We start from the raw sequence: 18,185 nt of genomic DNA, 5'->3' as shown, positions 1-18,185 counted from the left end.
TTTATCGTCAAGCAACGGGTAAATCATACCTCTGTAAGCGTTCTGCCAGCCCGCTATGTCGCTCTGTTGGCGTAGCAATGGCAGACAACAGGATATTCTCATTGGCAAATAGCGTTAGTTTCTGACGCGCTCGGGTAATGGCGGTGTACACCAGTTCCCGACTTAGTAAAGGTGTAAAGGTATCCGGCAATACCAGCACCGTATGGTCAAATTCCGAACCCTGCGATTTATGCACTGTCATCACATATGCAGTTTCGCAATCCGGTAAGCGACTTGGTTGTATCGCTTTTAGCGAGCCATCAGGAAGCTGGAAATACACCCTCATTTCCCCCTCGGGCGTCATTAACGCAATGCCAATATCACCGTTATACAAACCCAGCGAGCTGTCATTTCGATTAATCATTACCGGACGCCCTGAATACCACACCCCGACACTATCACTCGACTTATTAATCAGGCGCTTACTCTGTAACGCTTGTTCAATACGGATATTCAGCCCTTCAACCCCAAAAGGCCCACTGCGTAATGCACACAACAAACGAAACTGATTAAATCGCGCCAAAATATCTCGAGGCTCGCCAGACTTAATCTGGTTGAGATAGTCCCGATAACCATCAACGCAAACCGCCAGAAGATGTAAATAATCCGCCGGCGTTTTAATCGAAAACCAGCTTAAGTCACCATAGTCCTGACTAAAACAGCCAATGGCAGAGCGCCCCTCTCCTTGATTAACCGCCAGCGCCAGTTGACCAATACCCGAGTTTTGGTGGAAACGGTAGCTCTTCTTCAAAAGACATAAATTATCCCTGACGGCTACCGCCTGCGATAAATCCGCCGAAGAAATATCAAAACCGGTCAGTCCTGATAGTTCATCGGCACGCTGGCGACTGTAGCCTTGTTCCGCAAATCGGCAAATATCACCCAAAACGGCACCCGCTTCAACAGAAGCCAATTGATCCCGATCCCCCAACAGAATCAGACGGGCGTGTTCTGGTAAAGCTTCTATCAGACGAGCCATCATGGGCAAGTCGACCATTGAAGCCTCATCGACAATCAGAACATCAAGATGCAGCGGATTATCTTTGTGATAACGTAAACGACGGCTGTTGGACTGAACCCCCAGCAAACGGTGAAGCGTGGAGGCCTCGGTTGGCATCTGTTGGAGCCAATTGTCTGTCAGTGATAATCCCTGAATGGCTTGCCCTAATGATTCAGTTAATCGTGCTGCAGCTTTTCCCGTTGGTGCTGCCAGCGCAATACGTAAGCGCCTCTCACCAGCAAACTGCAACAGCACCGCCAGCAATCTCGCGACGGTAGTCGTTTTTCCGGTTCCCGGCCCGCCAGAAATAATCGATGCCTGACGAGTTACCGCGACGGCGGCGGCGACCTTCTGCCAGTTAATATCATCCGTAGAGGGTGGAAAATACTCATCCAATGCCGGTCGTAAAACATCCATTGTCTGTTGTGTCAGGCTATCAGGCATAGCACTTTGATGCAGAAAGAAGTTGGCAATTAACCCTTCATCGCGCCACATCCGCTGCAGGTAGAGCCGCTCATGTTGCAAAACCAACGGTGCAGGCCAATCGCCTTGAGTCACCGCAGGCGTCGATTCCAGCGCCAGCATTAAATCAGCAAGCTGTGGATCTCCGGCTTTATGCCAAACTTCTGCCGCCAACTCAGTATGTCGACCATCAAACAACATCGCCTGATTAAAATGACGTAGAAACAGGCACACATGACCTGCGCCAGTTTCAGCGCTCAAACAGGCAACCAGCAATGCTAGACAAGGATTCTCTCCGGCTAATAAACGGGCCAACTGAATATCCAAAGGCCTCAGAAGGGAAGCATCCACTGCTTTTTGCAACAGGCTAAACATCAGACTATCTCCTCCTGACCGCTGAACAAGCGATCTAACCCATCCACCAGCGCCCATTCAGGCCGACAATGAAATACGCCTTGCCCTGGCTTATCTTTCTCAATACCTCGTAGAAAAAGATAGAACACGCCACCAAAATGACGCTGATAATCATAGTCAGCAATACGATGACGTAAGTAGCGATGGAGTGCTAATGAATAAAGTTGATACTGTAGATCGTAACGGTGATCGCACATGGCATCAGCCATTGCCTGTGGAGTATAAGATTCGGCACTTTCACCCAACCAGTTGGACTTATAGTCCAGTAAGTAATAGCGACCTTGCCAACAAAACACCAGATCGATAAACCCTTTTAGCATCCCTTGAACCTGCCGAAAAACCAGCTCAGGACAGCGGGCAGACAGTGGATCATAATGCTTAACTAATGCGTCTAAACGTTCCGCCTGTAGCAATGGACCAATAGGCAAATAAAACTGTAGCTCTGCCTGGCGAGCAGCGGCTGAAATATCGTTTAAACAGATTCCTTGCACATCTAGCGGTGAAGATAAAATAGTCTCTAACCACTGCTGCAAAACAGGTGTCCAGTGACTTTCCAACCCCTGCAATAGCACTTTTTCATTCAGTTGGTCGCTGATTATCGGTTGGGTAAAATCGAGATTCTCCAACAGATCGTGCAAAAACGTTCCCGGAGCTGCGCCTTTCGGAAAAGTATGTGGTGATAACCGTTGCGGTAGGCTATCTCCCTTTTCTCCTGCTGCATCGGTATCAAAGCGCGGCAATAAGTCGTAGTGATGGGAGGATCCCTGCTGTTGCAAACCTGAATAACTGGTAACGCGCCAGCTATTTTGCCGCTGGCCGGTAAACGTGCGGGCTGTCAGCAACGCTGGTTGTAATTTATTATCTTGCCACAGCGCCTCATCCATCTCTACAGCCAAATGGTGTTGAATACCATCGTGCTGCGCCGACATCTGCAAAGCATCAGCTAAAAAAGCAGCGTTGCCAGGTTGCCCGCGCTGTAGCAAATATCCCATTGCACTGCGGTGTATATCAGAATTGCCCTGCCGCCGATTACCGGAATAAAGCGGCGTCACACCAATGCTGCAATGATAGATAGAGCGGGTCATGGCCACATAAAGCAAACGCAGATCCTCGGCCAGTCGTTCTTCTTCTGCCAACGCTAGCGAATCCTCACTTTGCTGCAAATCCAGCATGGCTGAGAACGTTTCGCGATCGTGATAAAGCGCCTGATTCTGCTGACGGAAACCACAAATAAAGGGCAGCCAGACCAGTGGGTACTCCAATCCTTTCGATTTATGGATTGTCACCACTCTCACCAAATTGCGGTCGCTCTCCAGCCTCAGCTGTTGGCTATCTGAACGATCGTTAGGCTGAGTAATCTGCTGTGCTAACCAGCGTACCAGTGAGTGTTCACTCTCCAGCTTTAATGAGGCTTCCTGCAACAATTCGCCAATATGCATAATGTCCGTTAAACGACGTTCTCCGCCCAGCGTCACCAGCAGGTTTTCCGCCAGTTGCCGCCGTGACATCACTTCTCGCAGCATCGGTAAAACACCGCGTTTTAGCCAAAGTTGGCGATAGCGGCTGAACTCTTCTACCAGCCTATCCCATTCCCGCTCATCCCGATTGATAACATCAATCTGGTGGGCATCCAGCCCCAACAGACTACTGGCTAAAGCACTACGTAGCGTTCTCTCTTTTTCCGGAGACAACACCGCCTGTAATAGCCACAGAACGTCTTTGGCTTCTGGTGTAGTAAACACACTCTCACGGTTGGATAAATAGACAGAAGGTATCCCTAAAGCGTTTAAAGCATCCCTCACCAGTGACGCTTCTTTACCGGTTCGAACTAAAATAGCGATATCGGCCGCAACCACGGGCTGACGCTGCGTAGCACTCACTAACCATGCGCGTTGATGTTGACCCGCAATCAGCCACTCTCGAATCTGCACCGCACAGCAACGGGCCATAAACTGCTGATATTCATTAAGACCACAACCTTCTCCCGGCTGCAACCACAGAGAGACGGCAGGCTGGCTATCGCCATCCAACTCAAATCTCAGATGCTGGTTTTTTTCTGCCGCATTAACCGGCATAAAAGGAATTTGCTGAAAAATGAAAGGGGCTGGCAGTTGCTGAAACAGGTAATTCACCGAGCTCACCATGGATGCAGAAGAACGCCAGTTAGTCTCCATCGTGTAGTGGTTACTTACTTCATTTCTAGCCTGCATATAGGTGAAGATATCGGCACCGCGAAAAGCATAAATGGCCTGTTTAGGATCGCCTATCAGTAATAACCCGGTATCTTCACGACCACCATACAGCTTATTAAATATTCGGTACTGCTGTGGATCGGTATCCTGAAATTCATCAATCATTGCCACCGGATAGCGCAGCCTGATGGCTTGAGCCAAGGCCTCAGCGCCAGGGCGTTGTAAAGCGGAGTCTAATCGGCTCAGCAGGTCATCAAACCCCATCTCAGCATGTCGACGCTTCTCTTGCTGTACCGACAGGCGCACTTCGCTTATCGCTTTGGATAAGATTAAATCGCGCAGGGTCAAAGGCTCGGAATAGATCAGATCAATAGCAGTAAACAGGGGATCAACCGGTGCTTCACCTTTTTTAGTTTTTTCATACAGCACTGATTGACGGAAATGATTCAGATCTTTCGGTAGCTGGTAATCTTGAGTCTCCTGCTCTGCCCACAAATTCACTTTTTGCAGCCAGTTCGGCAGATGTTTAGTGCTATAGCTGCGTTTATCCACGCCCGACTGACTGATTAATGATTCCAGCCCGGAAAACGCCGCTCGCCACTGCTGTTTTAACGCTTCGATACGCTCAACAATTTGCTGGTGCCGCAGCAGAATATCATCTTGGGACGGCGGCTGACGCAGTTGGGGAGCTTCCCCATGCAAATAGGGCATCACGTCTGCCAGTAAACGCTCAGGACCACTCCACTCGGCACTTATCGCGAGTGCAACCGGTAAAGGCAGAGGATAACAGTGACGACGCCAAAAATCGGCTACTGCCTGACGCCTTAAAGGAAGTTCATCTTCAATTAACGATTGCTCAAACAAAACGCCTGATTCAAAGGCATTGTGGCTCAGCATACGCTGACAAAAACCGTGGATAGTATAAATTGCCGCTTCATCCATTTGGCGTTCAGCGGCTAATAACAAGTCACTAGCTTCCTCTTTATCCGCTAACTCTGACAGCAATTGCGACAGCTGCGGATCGCTGCTGTCATTACGAATACAGGCAATACGTAAACGATGAATATTATCTCGAATGCGGTTACGCAGCTCTTCCGTTGCGGCTTCGGTAAAAGTAACAACCAGTATTTCTTCTACCGAAAGTTTACGGGGATAAGCAGCCTGCTGCCCCAGTCCCAGCAATAAACGTAAATAAAGCACGGCAAGCGTATAAGTCTTCCCCGTTCCCGCCGATGCTTCAATTAAACGCTCCCCAAACAGAGGGAGCGTTAGTGGTTCTAACCTTAAAGGTTGTGTAACCCTCATTATCACTGAACCTTCACCGGTAATGTTTTTTGCAGTGATGAGGCATCTTTATACACATCCCAACCTTTTAGCTCCGCGTATTGGGTTTTCAGATCGCCCTGTCCCATAATTTGAGACAGTACAGCTAACCCTTTACGCGCTATCACCGCCTGCTGATAGAAGGTTTGAATATCCTGTTTGGTCAGCTTTTTCACCTGTTCTAATACCTTTTTACGTGTATCAAACCGGTCATTACCACGGCTGAAATCATTCAGATAAAGTGCCGTTTCCTCATCCATAGTTTGTGGACGTTGTTCCAGTTCATTCACTAGCGCCTGGCGATACTGATTGAAATCTTTATCGTTAAGGGCTGAAAGTTTCTTATCTGCCATTTGATAGAAATTCAAATAGCGTTCTTCCAGATGAGCCGGAGTCTGATTATTGCTTTGCAGTAAGAACCCTACGCCCCACTGACGGCCAACGGTCATCGGGAAAACAAACACCGCGTAGCCAAGTTGCTCTTCCGTTCTTAACTGATTATAAAACCACGGCTGTATTATCTGGGTTAACAGACTGCTGCGAGCCATGCTTTGCACTTCATCATAGCCTTCAGGGATATACACCGCTGCCAGCGCCGAGTCTGTGCTGCTCCCCGCTTTCATCAGATTAGCCTGCTGAGTTTTTTCCACCACCACATTCTGACCACGCCACCAGCCGGAACCCTGACAACCCAATTGTTTACTGATGCTTAACGCTAGGGTTTTCACCTGTTCTTGGGTCATATCACCCAGCACGAACATTTCCTGTGAACTGTTTGTCAGCAGTTGATTACGATATTGAAGAATGTCATCAACGGTGATGCCAGACATTAGCTTACGCCGTTCATCACGTTCACTGTAAGGCACCTGAGAAATCGCCTTGACTGGCTGTAGTGCCAGTTCATAAGCCTTGCCTTTTTCCGCCGCTTCCATCTGTTCGCGATACCACGACTTGGCTTGCTCCAGCTCTTCTGGCGTTATGGTGAAACTGCGGTATTGCTCCAGTAAAGCACTCACCAGTTGGGGTAAATGCTGACTAAAACCTGATGCAGAAAACTGTAAACCGTTATTCGCCGAAGAAGAGAAACTGATCCCCCCAACGGAGGCCTGATAACTCAGTTGAGATACAGCCTGCTCGGCCAAATAGTCCGTTAGGGCAAACATCACCTGATTACGAGCACTGTCCTGAGTTTTAGCATTACGTAAAGCCAGCGTCACATTCACTTTCGGATCGCCAGCAAAGTATTCACTTGGAATATACCACGCCCGATTATTGGCCTCATTCAGGACTAACTGGGGCTCTTTGGATTTACTTTCTGCCACCAGCTTAAAATTATCCGGAATATACGGGTTCAGCGCCGGGAGGCTCAGCGTTATTTGCTTCCCTTCGGCCTTCCAGCCTTCAATCTGTTCAGGCTTTATCCGATCGACCTGATAAGGTGCATCGACGAAATAGGCGGTTTTATTGTGCGGCTCATCTGGGCTAATAAACCATATCCGTGCGGCCTCTGGCGTCATTTCATCCAAACGCGCAGCAATGGCTTTTGGATCGTACTTATCAGCCAGATAATCAGAATCCAGAATATTTTTGATCGGAATATTCAGCATGGAATCTGATAGCCACTCAACATAATCCATATCGCGGGTAACGGATGGATAGCGGAAATCCAGTTTTAATACATGGGCAATTTCATCAAAGTAGTCTTGGCGAATACCTTCCTGACGAATCATTTTCAGATAATCAAATATCGCCGCAATCACCTTATCGCGATTAGCCTGCCCTTTATCCGTTAACGAAAGGCTAATACTGAATATGCCACCGTTACGGTCAACTACTGGGCTAACGCCAGCCCCAATACTGTCCGCCAGCCCTTGCTTACGCAGCCAGTCCGACAGGGTATTCTCACTGCGGTTACCAATTAAGTAACTAATATAGGTATCGGTTTTACTGCGAAACTCCGCCACATTGTTAGCAATACGAAACTCAATACGCATCTGTTTACGCGGCTGGGCTGGCACATAGTGAATGATCAGCCCTTTCTCTTTTTCAGTTGCTGCCGGCACGGTAATCGCTGGAACCGTCGCGTTATGGTTGCTGATTCGACCATAAGTGTCGTTCGCCAGCTTCGCTAAATCGGCCAAAGATTGGTTACCATATAAAACCCCAACCATCAGATTGGCCGAATAGTAACGCTGATAAAAAGCGTTCAGTTCATCCTGCAATTTACTGCCCGGCTTATCTTTTAGCGTTTCCAGATTACCGCCGGAAAAACGTGACGTTGGGTGGGCAGGGTTTAAGGTTTCTGCGCCAACTTGCCCAATACGCATACCATCACGCGAACGGGCCATGGTTAATTCTGCATTCACCGCATTACGTTCACGATCGGCATATACCGGATCCAACAAAGGCTCGGCGATGGCATCAGCTAGGCGGTCAACCGCCGGGGACAGTGCGTCATTTTCTACTTCAAGATAGAATGCCGTGCGGTAAGATGCGGTACTAGCGTTATGGCTGCCACCGTGTTTTTTAAGAAATTCAGAGATGCTATCTGGCTCAGGGTAACGCTTTGAACCCATCAGAACCATATGTTCCAGATAGTGAGCCAGTCCCAACTGACTGTCAGGATCTTCCAGTGAACCTACCGGTAAGGCCAGAGCCGCCAACGATTTGCTGGCCAGACTATCGGATACCAGTAATACCGTCATACCATTATCTAATTTAATCGCCTGATACTCACGAGCATCTCCCACACTCTTTTGTATTTCCTCAGGCAATGGCTTCCACCCCTGAGCCGCAAATGCCAGAGGAGCCCAACAAGACAACATCAGTGTGGTGCCTGCGATCCAGGCATGTAACTTACGCATTAAATTTCCTTCTGGAATGACCGAATAACCACTAATACAGACAATGGGCAACATAGCGGATCGTTGCACCTGCCCCACATATCAGGCAAAACTTACCCTCTGCCCGCTACCGTCCAACGATAAATTGGACAGTCCGATCGCTGAGGGTTCACTTTTTTAGTCAGATTTTTCCATTCGATAACGCATTAACGTCAATAGATAGGGCTGACTGTCGGTAATAATCTGTTGGTAATGTTTGTCGTCCAATACTCTGAACATCCTCATCAAGTAAGGGTCTTCTCCCTCGCCGCTAACCTGTGAGCCTCCTTGCCACGCCTGAATCAGCTTCTGCCTGGCTTTTTGTTGTATAGTTTCATCCCAACAAATCTGACCGACAGATACATCATAGCAACTTTCCAGCCAAGCCCATGCACTCTTCGGTAACAATAACAACGGCGAACTCAGCCCTTGTTGATACCCTTTCAACCACTCAGCAAGATGTTTCTCTGCCTCTTCTACACTCAATGAGGCAAAACGCCACTCGGTTCCCTCCCGACCATACACCCGGCTTTCGCCCTGACCACCGCTGATACAGTAGACCAAATGTTCCAGCCAAAGGGATATACCATCCGTCACCGTCAGTTTAGCGGGACGCCAGCGTAACAAACCATCCTGTTGTACCTGATTGAGCCAACCGTTAACCACAATACCATCGATCCGTTTTTCAAACTCAATGTTGTCACAAGGCAATTTTTGCTGTTTTATGCGTTCTGCTAATTCAGTCATATCCTGCATCTGACCCTGCCAGAATACCTCGCCAAAAGCACCAAACGGTAATGAGCCAGCAGAACGAAAGCGAGTAAACAGCAGTTCGGGATCTTTTTCTTCAATCAGGCAGTTAAGCAATAGGGTATTCAGTTGATAGCGTTGCAGGTTCTCGACTAAAAATGGCTCTTCATCCGGTAGCTCTGGTTCATCCAGCGTAAAACTCACATTCAACCGTTGCTGAAAAAACGCCCGTACCGGATTACGGTAAAAACGGCGTAGCTCATCCAATTCGACCTGTACCAAAGCAACTTCATCCAACGGACGACCAAACTCACCATGAGCGACGCCCCGCCGCTCTGCGGCCGGTAACCATTCATTGGCGTAGCTTTGCTGTTCACTACCCTCGATAAAATTTTGCTCACTAAAGGGGACCCGAGCATGGTGGCATAGTAGATGTTGATATACCGCCTCGGCGCTCTTCTCCAGATCGCTAGCCACATCTTCTGCCAGTACATGACTTTGGGCGATGTACTCCAGTAGTTCCGTGACCAATACAGAAGGATAGCGAGGGCTATTATCCTGAATAGATTGACCGATGTAGCTGATAAACAGTTTTTGCTGGGCGGACAACAACGCCTCAAGGAACAGGTAGCGGTCATCATCTCGTCGGCTCCGATCCCCTTTGCGCGGTTGCTCTGCCATTAAGTCAAAACCCAACGGAGGTAATGTACGAGGATAAACGCCGTCATTCATTCCCAGCAGGCATACCACTTTAAAAGGAATGGAGCGCATGGGCATTAAAGTACAAAAGTTTATCGGGCCGGCTAAAAAGCGCTGGCTGATGCGTTCATTGTCCAAACGTGAAGCCAAATCATCTTTTAAAACGGTTAATGGAATTTTCTGACTATAGTTAGCCTCCAGACCAAAACCAATTTGCTTTTGCCACTGTTGCTCAATCAGGGCCAATACTGGCTCGGTCTCTAAATCGGTAATAAAAAATGCTTTCGTCAGCTCATGACAGTAAGGTAACCATGCCGTTAAGGTATGAGACTCCATTAGGCGTTTACGCCAGGTGGATAGCTGCATCAGAAACTCAGCCAATTGCCCAGCCAAAGCAGCGATCAGGCCACTAGACTCATCGTAAGGCAGAATACCCTGATAGTCGCCGCTCTGACTATCCATCGCATAGCCTAGTAGCATGCGAGTCAAACCAAAACGCCAGGTATGTTGCCCCGTTGGCGGTAAGTTAAAATCGCTGACCATGTCATCATCTAACCCCCAACGAATACCAGACTCTTCAACCCATTGCCGTAAGATTCTCAATCCATCTTCATCAATCTGAAAACGCTGGGCTAATGCAGGCACTTCCAGCAAAGTCAGAATATCTTCGGCACTAAAGCGGCTGCTAGGTAAGTCCAGCAGCATTAAAAATGCGGTAAGTACCTGATGAGCCTGACTGGCACTGCGATCGGAAATAGCGTAAGGCAAATAGCGTTCTGTCGGTGCATTACCGAAAACCGCCTCAATATATGGCGTGTAGCTGTCGATATCGGCCACCATCACAATGATATCCCGTAGCGTCAGGGTTGGATCATCATCCAGCATGGCCAACAGCCGATCGTACAATACCTCTACTTCCCGCTGGGCGCTGTGGCAAACGTGAATGCTAACAGAGCGATCGTTGGGATCGAGCCATTGTTTATCCTGACTATTCAGCGGAGAGTTCGGGCTGTTAATCACGATAGTCCGATCCTCTAACTGAAGAATATCGCGCTGAATACGGTGCAGTAATCGTTCTTGTTCAATATCAACGAACGCATCAACTTCCTGCATTTTATCCAACTGTGCCAGTAGATAGAGGTTATCGCGCCCCAGTTTTCCCCAACTGGCCAGCAGAGGATTACTCAGTTGCTGATGACCCTGTTCATCAAACAGGGTGTCAGCCAGTTCAGGTTGGCGAAATAGTGCAATATTCTGTTTGTTATTAATTTTATTTCGATTACGAGCCTGGAGCTTAGCCAAAAAAGCATAATCCTGAATATCCCCCCAATAGTAACGACAAGGATTGGTAAACATCAGGTGAATATCAATGTGCTGCCCCAGCGCCTGCAAAGCTTGTAAATACACTGGCGGAAGCGCGGATATTCCGCAAATAAATACTCGGGAAGGGAGTTTATTCGGTGAAAAGTCAGGATGGTTAAGGGTATCAATAAAGCGTTGATACAGGTTTGCCCGGTGCCAACCTGGTTGCTGTAAAGTCTGGGTGTATTCGGTCAGTGCTCGCCAGAGGGGAGCCTGCCATACCTGAGCCTCATTCAATCCGTCAACCAGCTCATGCTGCTCCCAACTGCGTAGCCATTCAGGTCGGTAAACTAAATACTGGTCAAAAAGGTCTGCAATACGCCCCGCTAACTGATGGCGCTTACGCAGATCGTCATCGTCACTTAAATAGCGCGATAGTGCGATAAACTCAGGTTGCTCTAGCATTGAAGGTAATAGCCACATCAGTTTCCAAGTCATGGCATCTTTACTGAATGCGCTCTCTTTCGGGATCTCGGGTAATACCTGCTGAAACATCTGCCAAATAAACGATGCCGGTAGCGGAAACTCAATATTCGCAGCAATACCTAACTCAGTTGCCAGTTCAATTTGCAGCCACTGCGCCATACCGTGGCTCTGAACCAGAATAATCTCTCGCTCAAAGGGATTCGATAACGGTTTACCGGCAATCAACGCGGTCGTCAGCGTTTTTAACAGGTCAAGCTGGTTTGAGTGGTAAACCGTAAACATCCTGGCTCCTGAAGTTGTATAACGTCCCGTTTTAGTTAAAAACTCGGGTTAATGTCATTGATATAACCATTTGCGGGCACAATTCTCAATCTTCTTGCCGACGCTGTAAAGCGGGTAATGGATAACTCTCTATTTATACTGTCAGTCAGTATGTTGCTGAAGATGCTATCAGACTTACCGTAAACCATCGCACAAACCAATACCGGTTCCCTTGAAACTTAACCCGGCAGATAGTGCCTGAAAAAAGAAGCTAACAAGCATATTCACTATAGATTAACCTGTTCATCACACTGCCACTTTTCCAGTTCTACCCCCTGTTTCCCTGCCATAATCAACTGTGCCGTAATTTTCAGGCAACCATTTCCCATGGATTTTGTCAGCATATTCAAATGCCATTGGCCTGATTGAAGTTTTGACTCCTGCTCAATAGTTTCTGGGTAGATATCTAATGCCTGAGCAGCCAATCGCCATGCATATTGACTGTCAGCATAGAGATTAAATTGTGCCATGAGTACCTGCTGATAACGCAGCAGTCCCATAATAGTGATGGAAAATAACAGCATGGAAATAAGCACTTCCAACAGGCTAAATCCTCTCTGTCGCGGCATCGTTAAGGGGTGCATTCTGCAGGTACCTTCAGTGGACAAAAGTCTATTCTTCCATGCAGGAATGGTTGTAGCCTTATTTCTCCGGGAGAAGATACATCATCACGCCGACCAGCCAACTGAAACAGTACCAGAGGAGGCTGGCTATTTCCCATGTACCCCTCACCTCGAATAAGGATTTCGTCATCACTAAGTTGGCGAATGCAGGATGAGAGTTGATGATTTTCTACTTTACGGCACTGCCACTCACTGCTCAGCCCCGCCCAACGTAGGGATAACGCCCAAGAAAGAGAAGAGAGAGCCTGATGATAAGCACGGAAATAACGCCGCTCATCCGCATAGATTCTCACCTGTACCAACAGTTGGTCACTCTGCCCTTTAAGCATTAAGGTGCCAAATAACATCAACAGCATGACCATAACAATGGTGCTATACCCTTGCTGGTTAACCACTAAATAGGTTCTGTTTCTCAGCATCTCAATACATGCCCCTTATTCTTAACGTTAAACGCCGTTTCACTGATGGCCAACGTTTCCAGTGCCCCTCCAGCGCTATCAGATAATAAGCCGCATTTTTTCCTGTGCCATTAAGGGAGTGGCCGCCTAATTGAACAGAAAAATGCGTGATAACAATTTCAGCTGGATCGACTACTTTCTCCCATCCGTTACCATGACAATCTTTAGCACTGCGGTGTTGCTCAATACTGTTGTTCAGCCAACGATAGGCGAAATGCTCCGCCGCTGCGGAATCAATAGGATCAATCACGCCATTATGGTTAAGGTCGTAACGAATGATAAGGCAACTGCCCACGGCTGATTGCGGATGCTGACCGATATAAACCGCTTCAGGTACCGGTGCCTTCCCGCCCTTCAACAGAAAGCCTGCCCGACGTAAATCCTTTGCTATGGTCATCAATACCTGTCCCATAGACTGCTCCAGACGGTACAATCGATACAGCATCAAACTCTGTCGCTGTAATGCTGGATACATGGCGGCAACGCTCACTATCATCATGCTGGCGATCAGCATTGCTATCAGCATCTCTGCTAGTGAAAAACCGCCTTGCTGGTTTTCTACTAACACGAAGCGACACCAGGTAAATACGGCTGCTGACCATTGATACTTTCGCTACAGCGACGTAATCGCCCTTTGGCCGAGAGGATAAGCCTCACTCTTCCCGCCTGATTGAACACCACAATATGGCCAGTACCCGCCGTATTCCGTACACCATAAAATCCAAAGCCAAGATCCGAATGGCTGACCTCCAAGCCAAGAGATGGCTCTGACAGAACAAAACGTAATCCACTGTCGCTATCACATTCACCGTCGCGCTTTGTTTGATTAACGGCAACACAACCTCTATCCCCTCGTTTACCTACCTGCAACAGGTAAGTCTGATTACGCCAGTGAGCCGCCGCCTGAACTCGGGTTAAGAAAGCCAAAAGCCCCGCACTGCTTTGTTCCAATGCAGCTCGCTGCCGATAGTTTTGCCAACTGGAAATTCCCGTCGATGAAAGAATCGCCGTAATGGCTATCACCAGTAAGATTTCAATGAGTGTCATTCCGCGTTGTCCATCAGGTAAATGTCGTTTCATAGCGCAACGGTAAAACAAGCTAGAACAGGGTAATAGAAGGAGAGAGGGAATAGGGGCGACATCGCCCAACAATTTAATGTAACGCCATAACCGTTAAATAAAATTTCGGGCTACATCGCAATTTCGGACTATGTCGCAATAATACAGATAAAAAAATCCCCGACAGGTTTACCCTATCGGGGATAGATGACTGATTAGCTGATTTGTGACTTAAATCGCCACCGGAGCCTTAATCCCCGGATGCGGGTCATAACCTTCAATCTCAAAATCATCAAACTGATAATCAAAAATCGAAGCGGGTTTACGCTTTATCACCAGTTTTGGCAGTGCTCGTGGTTCACGACCCAGCTGCAAATGGGTTTGTTCCATATGGTTCATATACAGATGGGTATCTCCTCCGGTCCAGACGAAGTCGCCCACTTCCAGATCGCACTGCTGCGCCATCATATGAACCAGCAACGCATAACTGGCAATATTGAATGGTAAGCCTAGGAATACGTCGCAAGAACGCTGATAGAGCTGACAAGATAGCTTGCCATCCGCCACATAGAATTGGAAAAAAGCATGGCATGGTGCCAGCGCCATTTGATCCAATTCACCCACGTTCCAAGCAGAAACAATAATACGGCGCGAATCTGGATCCTGCTTCAATTGCTCAACCACTTTCTTGATTTGGTCAATTTGACGACCATCCGCCGCACCCCAGGCACGCCACTGTTTGCCATAAACAGGCCCTAAATCGCCGTTATCATCTGCCCATTCGTCCCAAATGGTGACATTGTTCTCGTGCAGATAAGCCACATTGGTTTCACCTTTCAGGAACCATAATAGTTCATGAATAATAGAGCGGATATGGCAACGTTTAGTGGTCACCATCGGAAAACCATCCTGCAAATTGAAACGCATCTGATGACCAAAGATCGACAGCGTACCGGTACCGGTACGGTCAGATTTATTTGTGCCCTCATTCAGGACCTTTTGCATTAATTCCAGATACTGTTTCATGGTTATCCTATGCTTGTTGTTTCGAAGTCTGCGGACGGCGGTACGCCCAAACCATCATCAGAATACCGATAATGATCATAGGTAAAGAGAGTAATTGCCCCATACTGAAGAAGTTACTAAACAGCCCCAATTGGGCATCCGGCTGGCGGAAGAATTCAATAATAAAACGGAATGAACCATAACCAATCAAAAACAGACCAGACACGCTCCCCGTTGGACGTTTCTTCTGAATAAACAGGTTCAGAATCAGGAACAGGACGAAACCTTCCAAGCACATCTCATACAGTTGAGACATGTGACGCGGCAGCATGCCGTCTTGCATAAAGGGGAGCCACTGGGGATTTTGCTCGGCAAACAGTTGATCGGCCGTTCTAGAAGTAGGAAAACGCATGGCCCAAGAGAAGTCAGTTACCCGTCCCCAAAGTTCGCCGTTAATAAAGTTACCTAAACGCCCGACGCCTAAACCAAACGGAATCAGTGGGGCAATAAAGTCGGAAACCTGAAAGAAAGTGCGTTTAGTACGATGAGCAAACCAGAACATCACAGCAATCACACCCAGCAGACCGCCGTGGAATGACATTCCACCTTCCCATACCTTAAACAGATACAACGGATTAGCCAAAAAGCTAGGGAAGTCATAAAACAAAACGTACCCTAATCGACCACCAACAAAGACACCCAGAAAACCAATATATAACATGGTTTCTACTTCATCTTTAGTCCAGCCGCTGTCAGGTTGCTTAGCCCGGCGATTCGCCAGCCACAGGGCAAAAACAAACCCAATCAGATACATCATACCGTACCAGCGCAAAGAGAGGGGTAATGTAGGTTCTAAAGAAAAAATGATCGGGTCAAATTTAGGAAATACCAGAAAACTAGAGTTCATCACTCACCATTTATTACGAGTTCAATATTGGATTGAGGGTTAAGTTAACACTGTCTGACTTAAAATAAGTCCGAATCTGGTTATCATACCATAGCCGGAAAAACATTCATCAGAACAGGCTCGTTATTCACGTTCATTTACTTTCTAACAGAACAATTAACAACGCGCTTATCCCATCAGCCTGAAAACAAGTTAGCCTCACAATCTTGTGAGGCTAACTAACGGATAACTCACCTACCCCTCATCACTTTTTACGTCGATGGGGCGGATTGGTTCGCTGCGGCTTTGCTTCCTGTAATAGCATCACCACCGGTGAGAATTCCTTCATCACACGACGATAAACATCGCGCTTAAAGGAGACTACTTGACGAACCGGATACCAATAACTAACCCAGCGCCAGCCATCAAACTCAGGCGTACCACTACGTTGCATGTTGATATCTGCTTCACTGCTTAACAGTTGTAACAAAAACCATTTTTGTTTCTGACCAATACAAACGGGCTTGGTATCCCAACGCACCAAACGTTTAGGTAACTTATATCGTAACCAGTTTCGTGTATAACTCAGGATGCGCACATCTTTTCGACTCAGTCCGACTTCCTCGAAAAGCTCTCGGTACATTGCCTGCTCTGGCGTTTCTCCAGGATTTATTCCCCTTGAGGAAACTGCCAGGAATGTTGACCAAAACGTCTGGCCCACAAAACTTGTCCTTGTTTATTACAAATTACGATACCAACATTCGGGCGGTAGCCATCATCATCGATCACTGGACTACCTCAAATAAGCATAAATCTTAAAGATAACCTGATTGTTTCACACTACGCACAAGCGGTAAACCTCTGCTTTATGTCCGCGATGTGATAATCAACCTGAGAATAACTTGACACAAGAATCAAAGTTATAAACAGACACCGACTATTTTCGGTCAAGTTATTCACGTTTACTGTGGATATCTATGTGAAGAACCAGATAACAATGTGGGTAGAACTTTATTAAACCTATTTTCAATCAGACGAGAAAATCAACAAAAAATATTAATTTTCAATTAATTAATGGACTTTAAACCAATAAAACAATCCACTTAATCACCCCACTATTATACGGTAGTTTCTTCATGTACAAAAAATGTCCTCCCCCAATTTTATCCACAGCACATGATAAAAACTTGAGCAACATACCGGCTTACGCGCAAAAAAATCCTTTCGTCAAGGTAAAAAATAGTTCCCTTTATTACCGTTTTTATAGTTATCCAAGGAAGCTGTGGATAACATAGTGTAAGATCCTGTTCACTGTTGGTGGCTTACCGTATATAGATTCCGATATGATAGATGAAATCAACCAACGAAAAATAAAAATACTTTTATAAATCATGTTATTGTAATAGTTATCCTCTGATATTTGACGGATGATAACTCGGCTGAAAATTATTGTTTAATTATTAAGCAATAAATAAAATAAACAAAACGGGCCTTTGATGTATAACAATCCACTGCCACCAAATACTCCTGATAGCGAACAACAGCTGTATCAGCGCGCCCTCGCGCTGGCTGGATATACCATGAAAGAACTGGCCGAAGCGGCCAAGTTACCTATTCCCGAAAACCTGAAGCGGGACAAAGGCTGGGTTGGCATGTTGCTAGAATATTACCTTGGTGCCTGTGCGGGCAGCAAAGCCGAACAAGATTTCCCTCATCTGGGAGTGGAATTAAAAACCATCCCGATAAATGCTCTAGGCAATCCACTAGAGACAACTTTTGTCTGCGTAGCCCCATTAACAGGTAATAGCGGCATCACTTGGGAAAGTTCTCATCTGCGTCATAAACTGCATCGAGTCCTGTGGGTTCCCGTTGAAGGAGAGCGAAGCATTCCTCTAGCTCAACGACGTATAGGCAGCGCCTTACTGTGGAGCCCGGATGTGGATGAAGAACAACAGTTAAAACACGATTGGGAAGAATTGATGGACCTAATTGTATTAGGCAAAGTTGAATCTATCACCGCTCGCCACGGTGAAGTCTTGCAAATACGCCCTAAAGCCGCTAATAGCCGGGCGCTGACAGAGGCCATTGGTGAATTTGGCCAACCAATAATGACACTACCACGGGGTTTTTATTTGAAAAAAGCATTTACCCGGGCGCTGTTAGCGAAACATTTCAATCTCTAACCAACGTCATCGCCAGACCAAGCCTGATGGTTGTTGAACTCAAATACAGATATTCTTCCGGCCAGACACAATGGAGATATCATGATGGCCGGATTATCCTC

At 47.1% G+C, this 18,185-nt stretch carries 11 protein-coding genes and 1 pseudogene; 1 reads left to right on the top strand and 11 read right to left on the bottom strand.

Annotation, left to right across the window (positions count from 1 at the left end; all coding sequences use genetic code 11):
• Nucleotides 1-7 precede the first annotated feature (7 nt).
• The 11 genes and pseudogenes from recD to rppH all read right to left on the bottom strand — a co-directional run bounded on the left by recD (nt 8) and on the right by rppH (nt 16,690).
• Nucleotides 8-1,876, bottom strand: coding sequence for an exodeoxyribonuclease V subunit alpha (gene recD / locus HYN51_RS03130; protein WP_108901508.1), 1,869 nt, complete (start codon nt 1,874-1,876; stop codon nt 8-10).
• The gene (recB, locus tag HYN51_RS03125) at nt 1,876-5,412 is read right to left on the bottom strand and encodes an exodeoxyribonuclease V subunit beta (protein WP_108901507.1); all 3,537 of its coding nucleotides are present in this window, start codon (nt 5,410-5,412) and stop codon (nt 1,876-1,878) included. Before recB ends, recD begins: the two co-directional genes overlap by 1 nt.
• Nucleotides 5,413-5,414: 2 nt before the next feature.
• The gene (gene ptrA, locus HYN51_RS03120) at nt 5,415-8,294 is read right to left on the bottom strand and encodes a pitrilysin (protein ID WP_108901506.1); all 2,880 of its coding nucleotides are present in this window, start codon (nt 8,292-8,294) and stop codon (nt 5,415-5,417) included.
• Between the two features lie 156 nt (nt 8,295-8,450).
• Complete coding sequence (recC, locus tag HYN51_RS03115; RefSeq protein ID WP_108901505.1) at nt 8,451-11,831, bottom strand: exodeoxyribonuclease V subunit gamma; 3,381 nt, start codon at nt 11,829-11,831, stop codon at nt 8,451-8,453.
• Nucleotides 11,832-12,097: 266 nt separating this feature from the next.
• Complete coding sequence (locus HYN51_RS03110; RefSeq protein WP_108901504.1) at nt 12,098-12,454, bottom strand: prepilin-type N-terminal cleavage/methylation domain-containing protein; 357 nt, start codon at nt 12,452-12,454, stop codon at nt 12,098-12,100.
• On the bottom strand, nt 12,442-12,912 hold the full coding sequence (locus HYN51_RS03105) for a DUF2509 family protein (protein WP_108901503.1): 471 nt from the start codon (nt 12,910-12,912) through the stop codon (nt 12,442-12,444). Before HYN51_RS03105 ends, HYN51_RS03110 begins: the two co-directional genes overlap by 13 nt.
• Nucleotide 12,913: 1 nt before the next feature.
• Nucleotides 12,914-13,519: a prepilin peptidase-dependent protein gene (locus HYN51_RS03100; protein ID WP_108901502.1), complete on the bottom strand. Its 606-nt coding sequence runs from the start codon at nt 13,517-13,519 to the stop codon at nt 12,914-12,916.
• Nucleotides 13,513-13,998: a hypothetical protein gene (locus HYN51_RS03095; protein ID WP_157952970.1), complete on the bottom strand. Its 486-nt coding sequence runs from the start codon at nt 13,996-13,998 to the stop codon at nt 13,513-13,515. The genes HYN51_RS03100 and HYN51_RS03095 overlap by 7 nt, the downstream gene beginning before the upstream one ends.
• A 243-nt stretch (nt 13,999-14,241) precedes the next feature.
• Complete coding sequence (gene thyA, locus HYN51_RS03090) at nt 14,242-15,036, bottom strand: thymidylate synthase (protein ID WP_108901500.1); 795 nt, start codon at nt 15,034-15,036, stop codon at nt 14,242-14,244.
• Nucleotides 15,037-15,043: 7 nt separating this feature from the next.
• A complete protein-coding gene (gene lgt / locus HYN51_RS03085) occupies nt 15,044-15,922 on the bottom strand; it encodes a prolipoprotein diacylglyceryl transferase (RefSeq protein WP_108901499.1) in 879 nt (292 codons plus the stop codon).
• Nucleotides 15,923-16,166: 244 nt separating this feature from the next.
• Nucleotides 16,167-16,690: pseudogene (gene rppH / locus HYN51_RS03080) on the bottom strand (RNA pyrophosphohydrolase).
• Nucleotides 16,691-17,397: 707 nt separating this feature from the next.
• On the opposite strand from rppH, the gene mutH reads away from it, so the two are divergent.
• Nucleotides 17,398-18,084 (top strand): DNA mismatch repair endonuclease MutH, encoded by a 687-nt coding sequence (gene mutH / locus HYN51_RS03075; protein ID WP_108901498.1) that lies wholly within the window; start codon nt 17,398-17,400, stop codon nt 18,082-18,084.
• The last annotated feature ends 101 nt before the right edge of the window (nt 18,085-18,185 follow it).

Origin of the sequence: Limnobaculum parvum (genome assembly GCF_003096015.2) — a bacterium.
In the GTDB taxonomy this organism is placed as follows: domain Bacteria; phylum Pseudomonadota; class Gammaproteobacteria; order Enterobacterales; family Enterobacteriaceae; genus Limnobaculum; species Limnobaculum parvum.
This window is presented reverse-complemented; position numbering and strand designations above follow the sequence as displayed.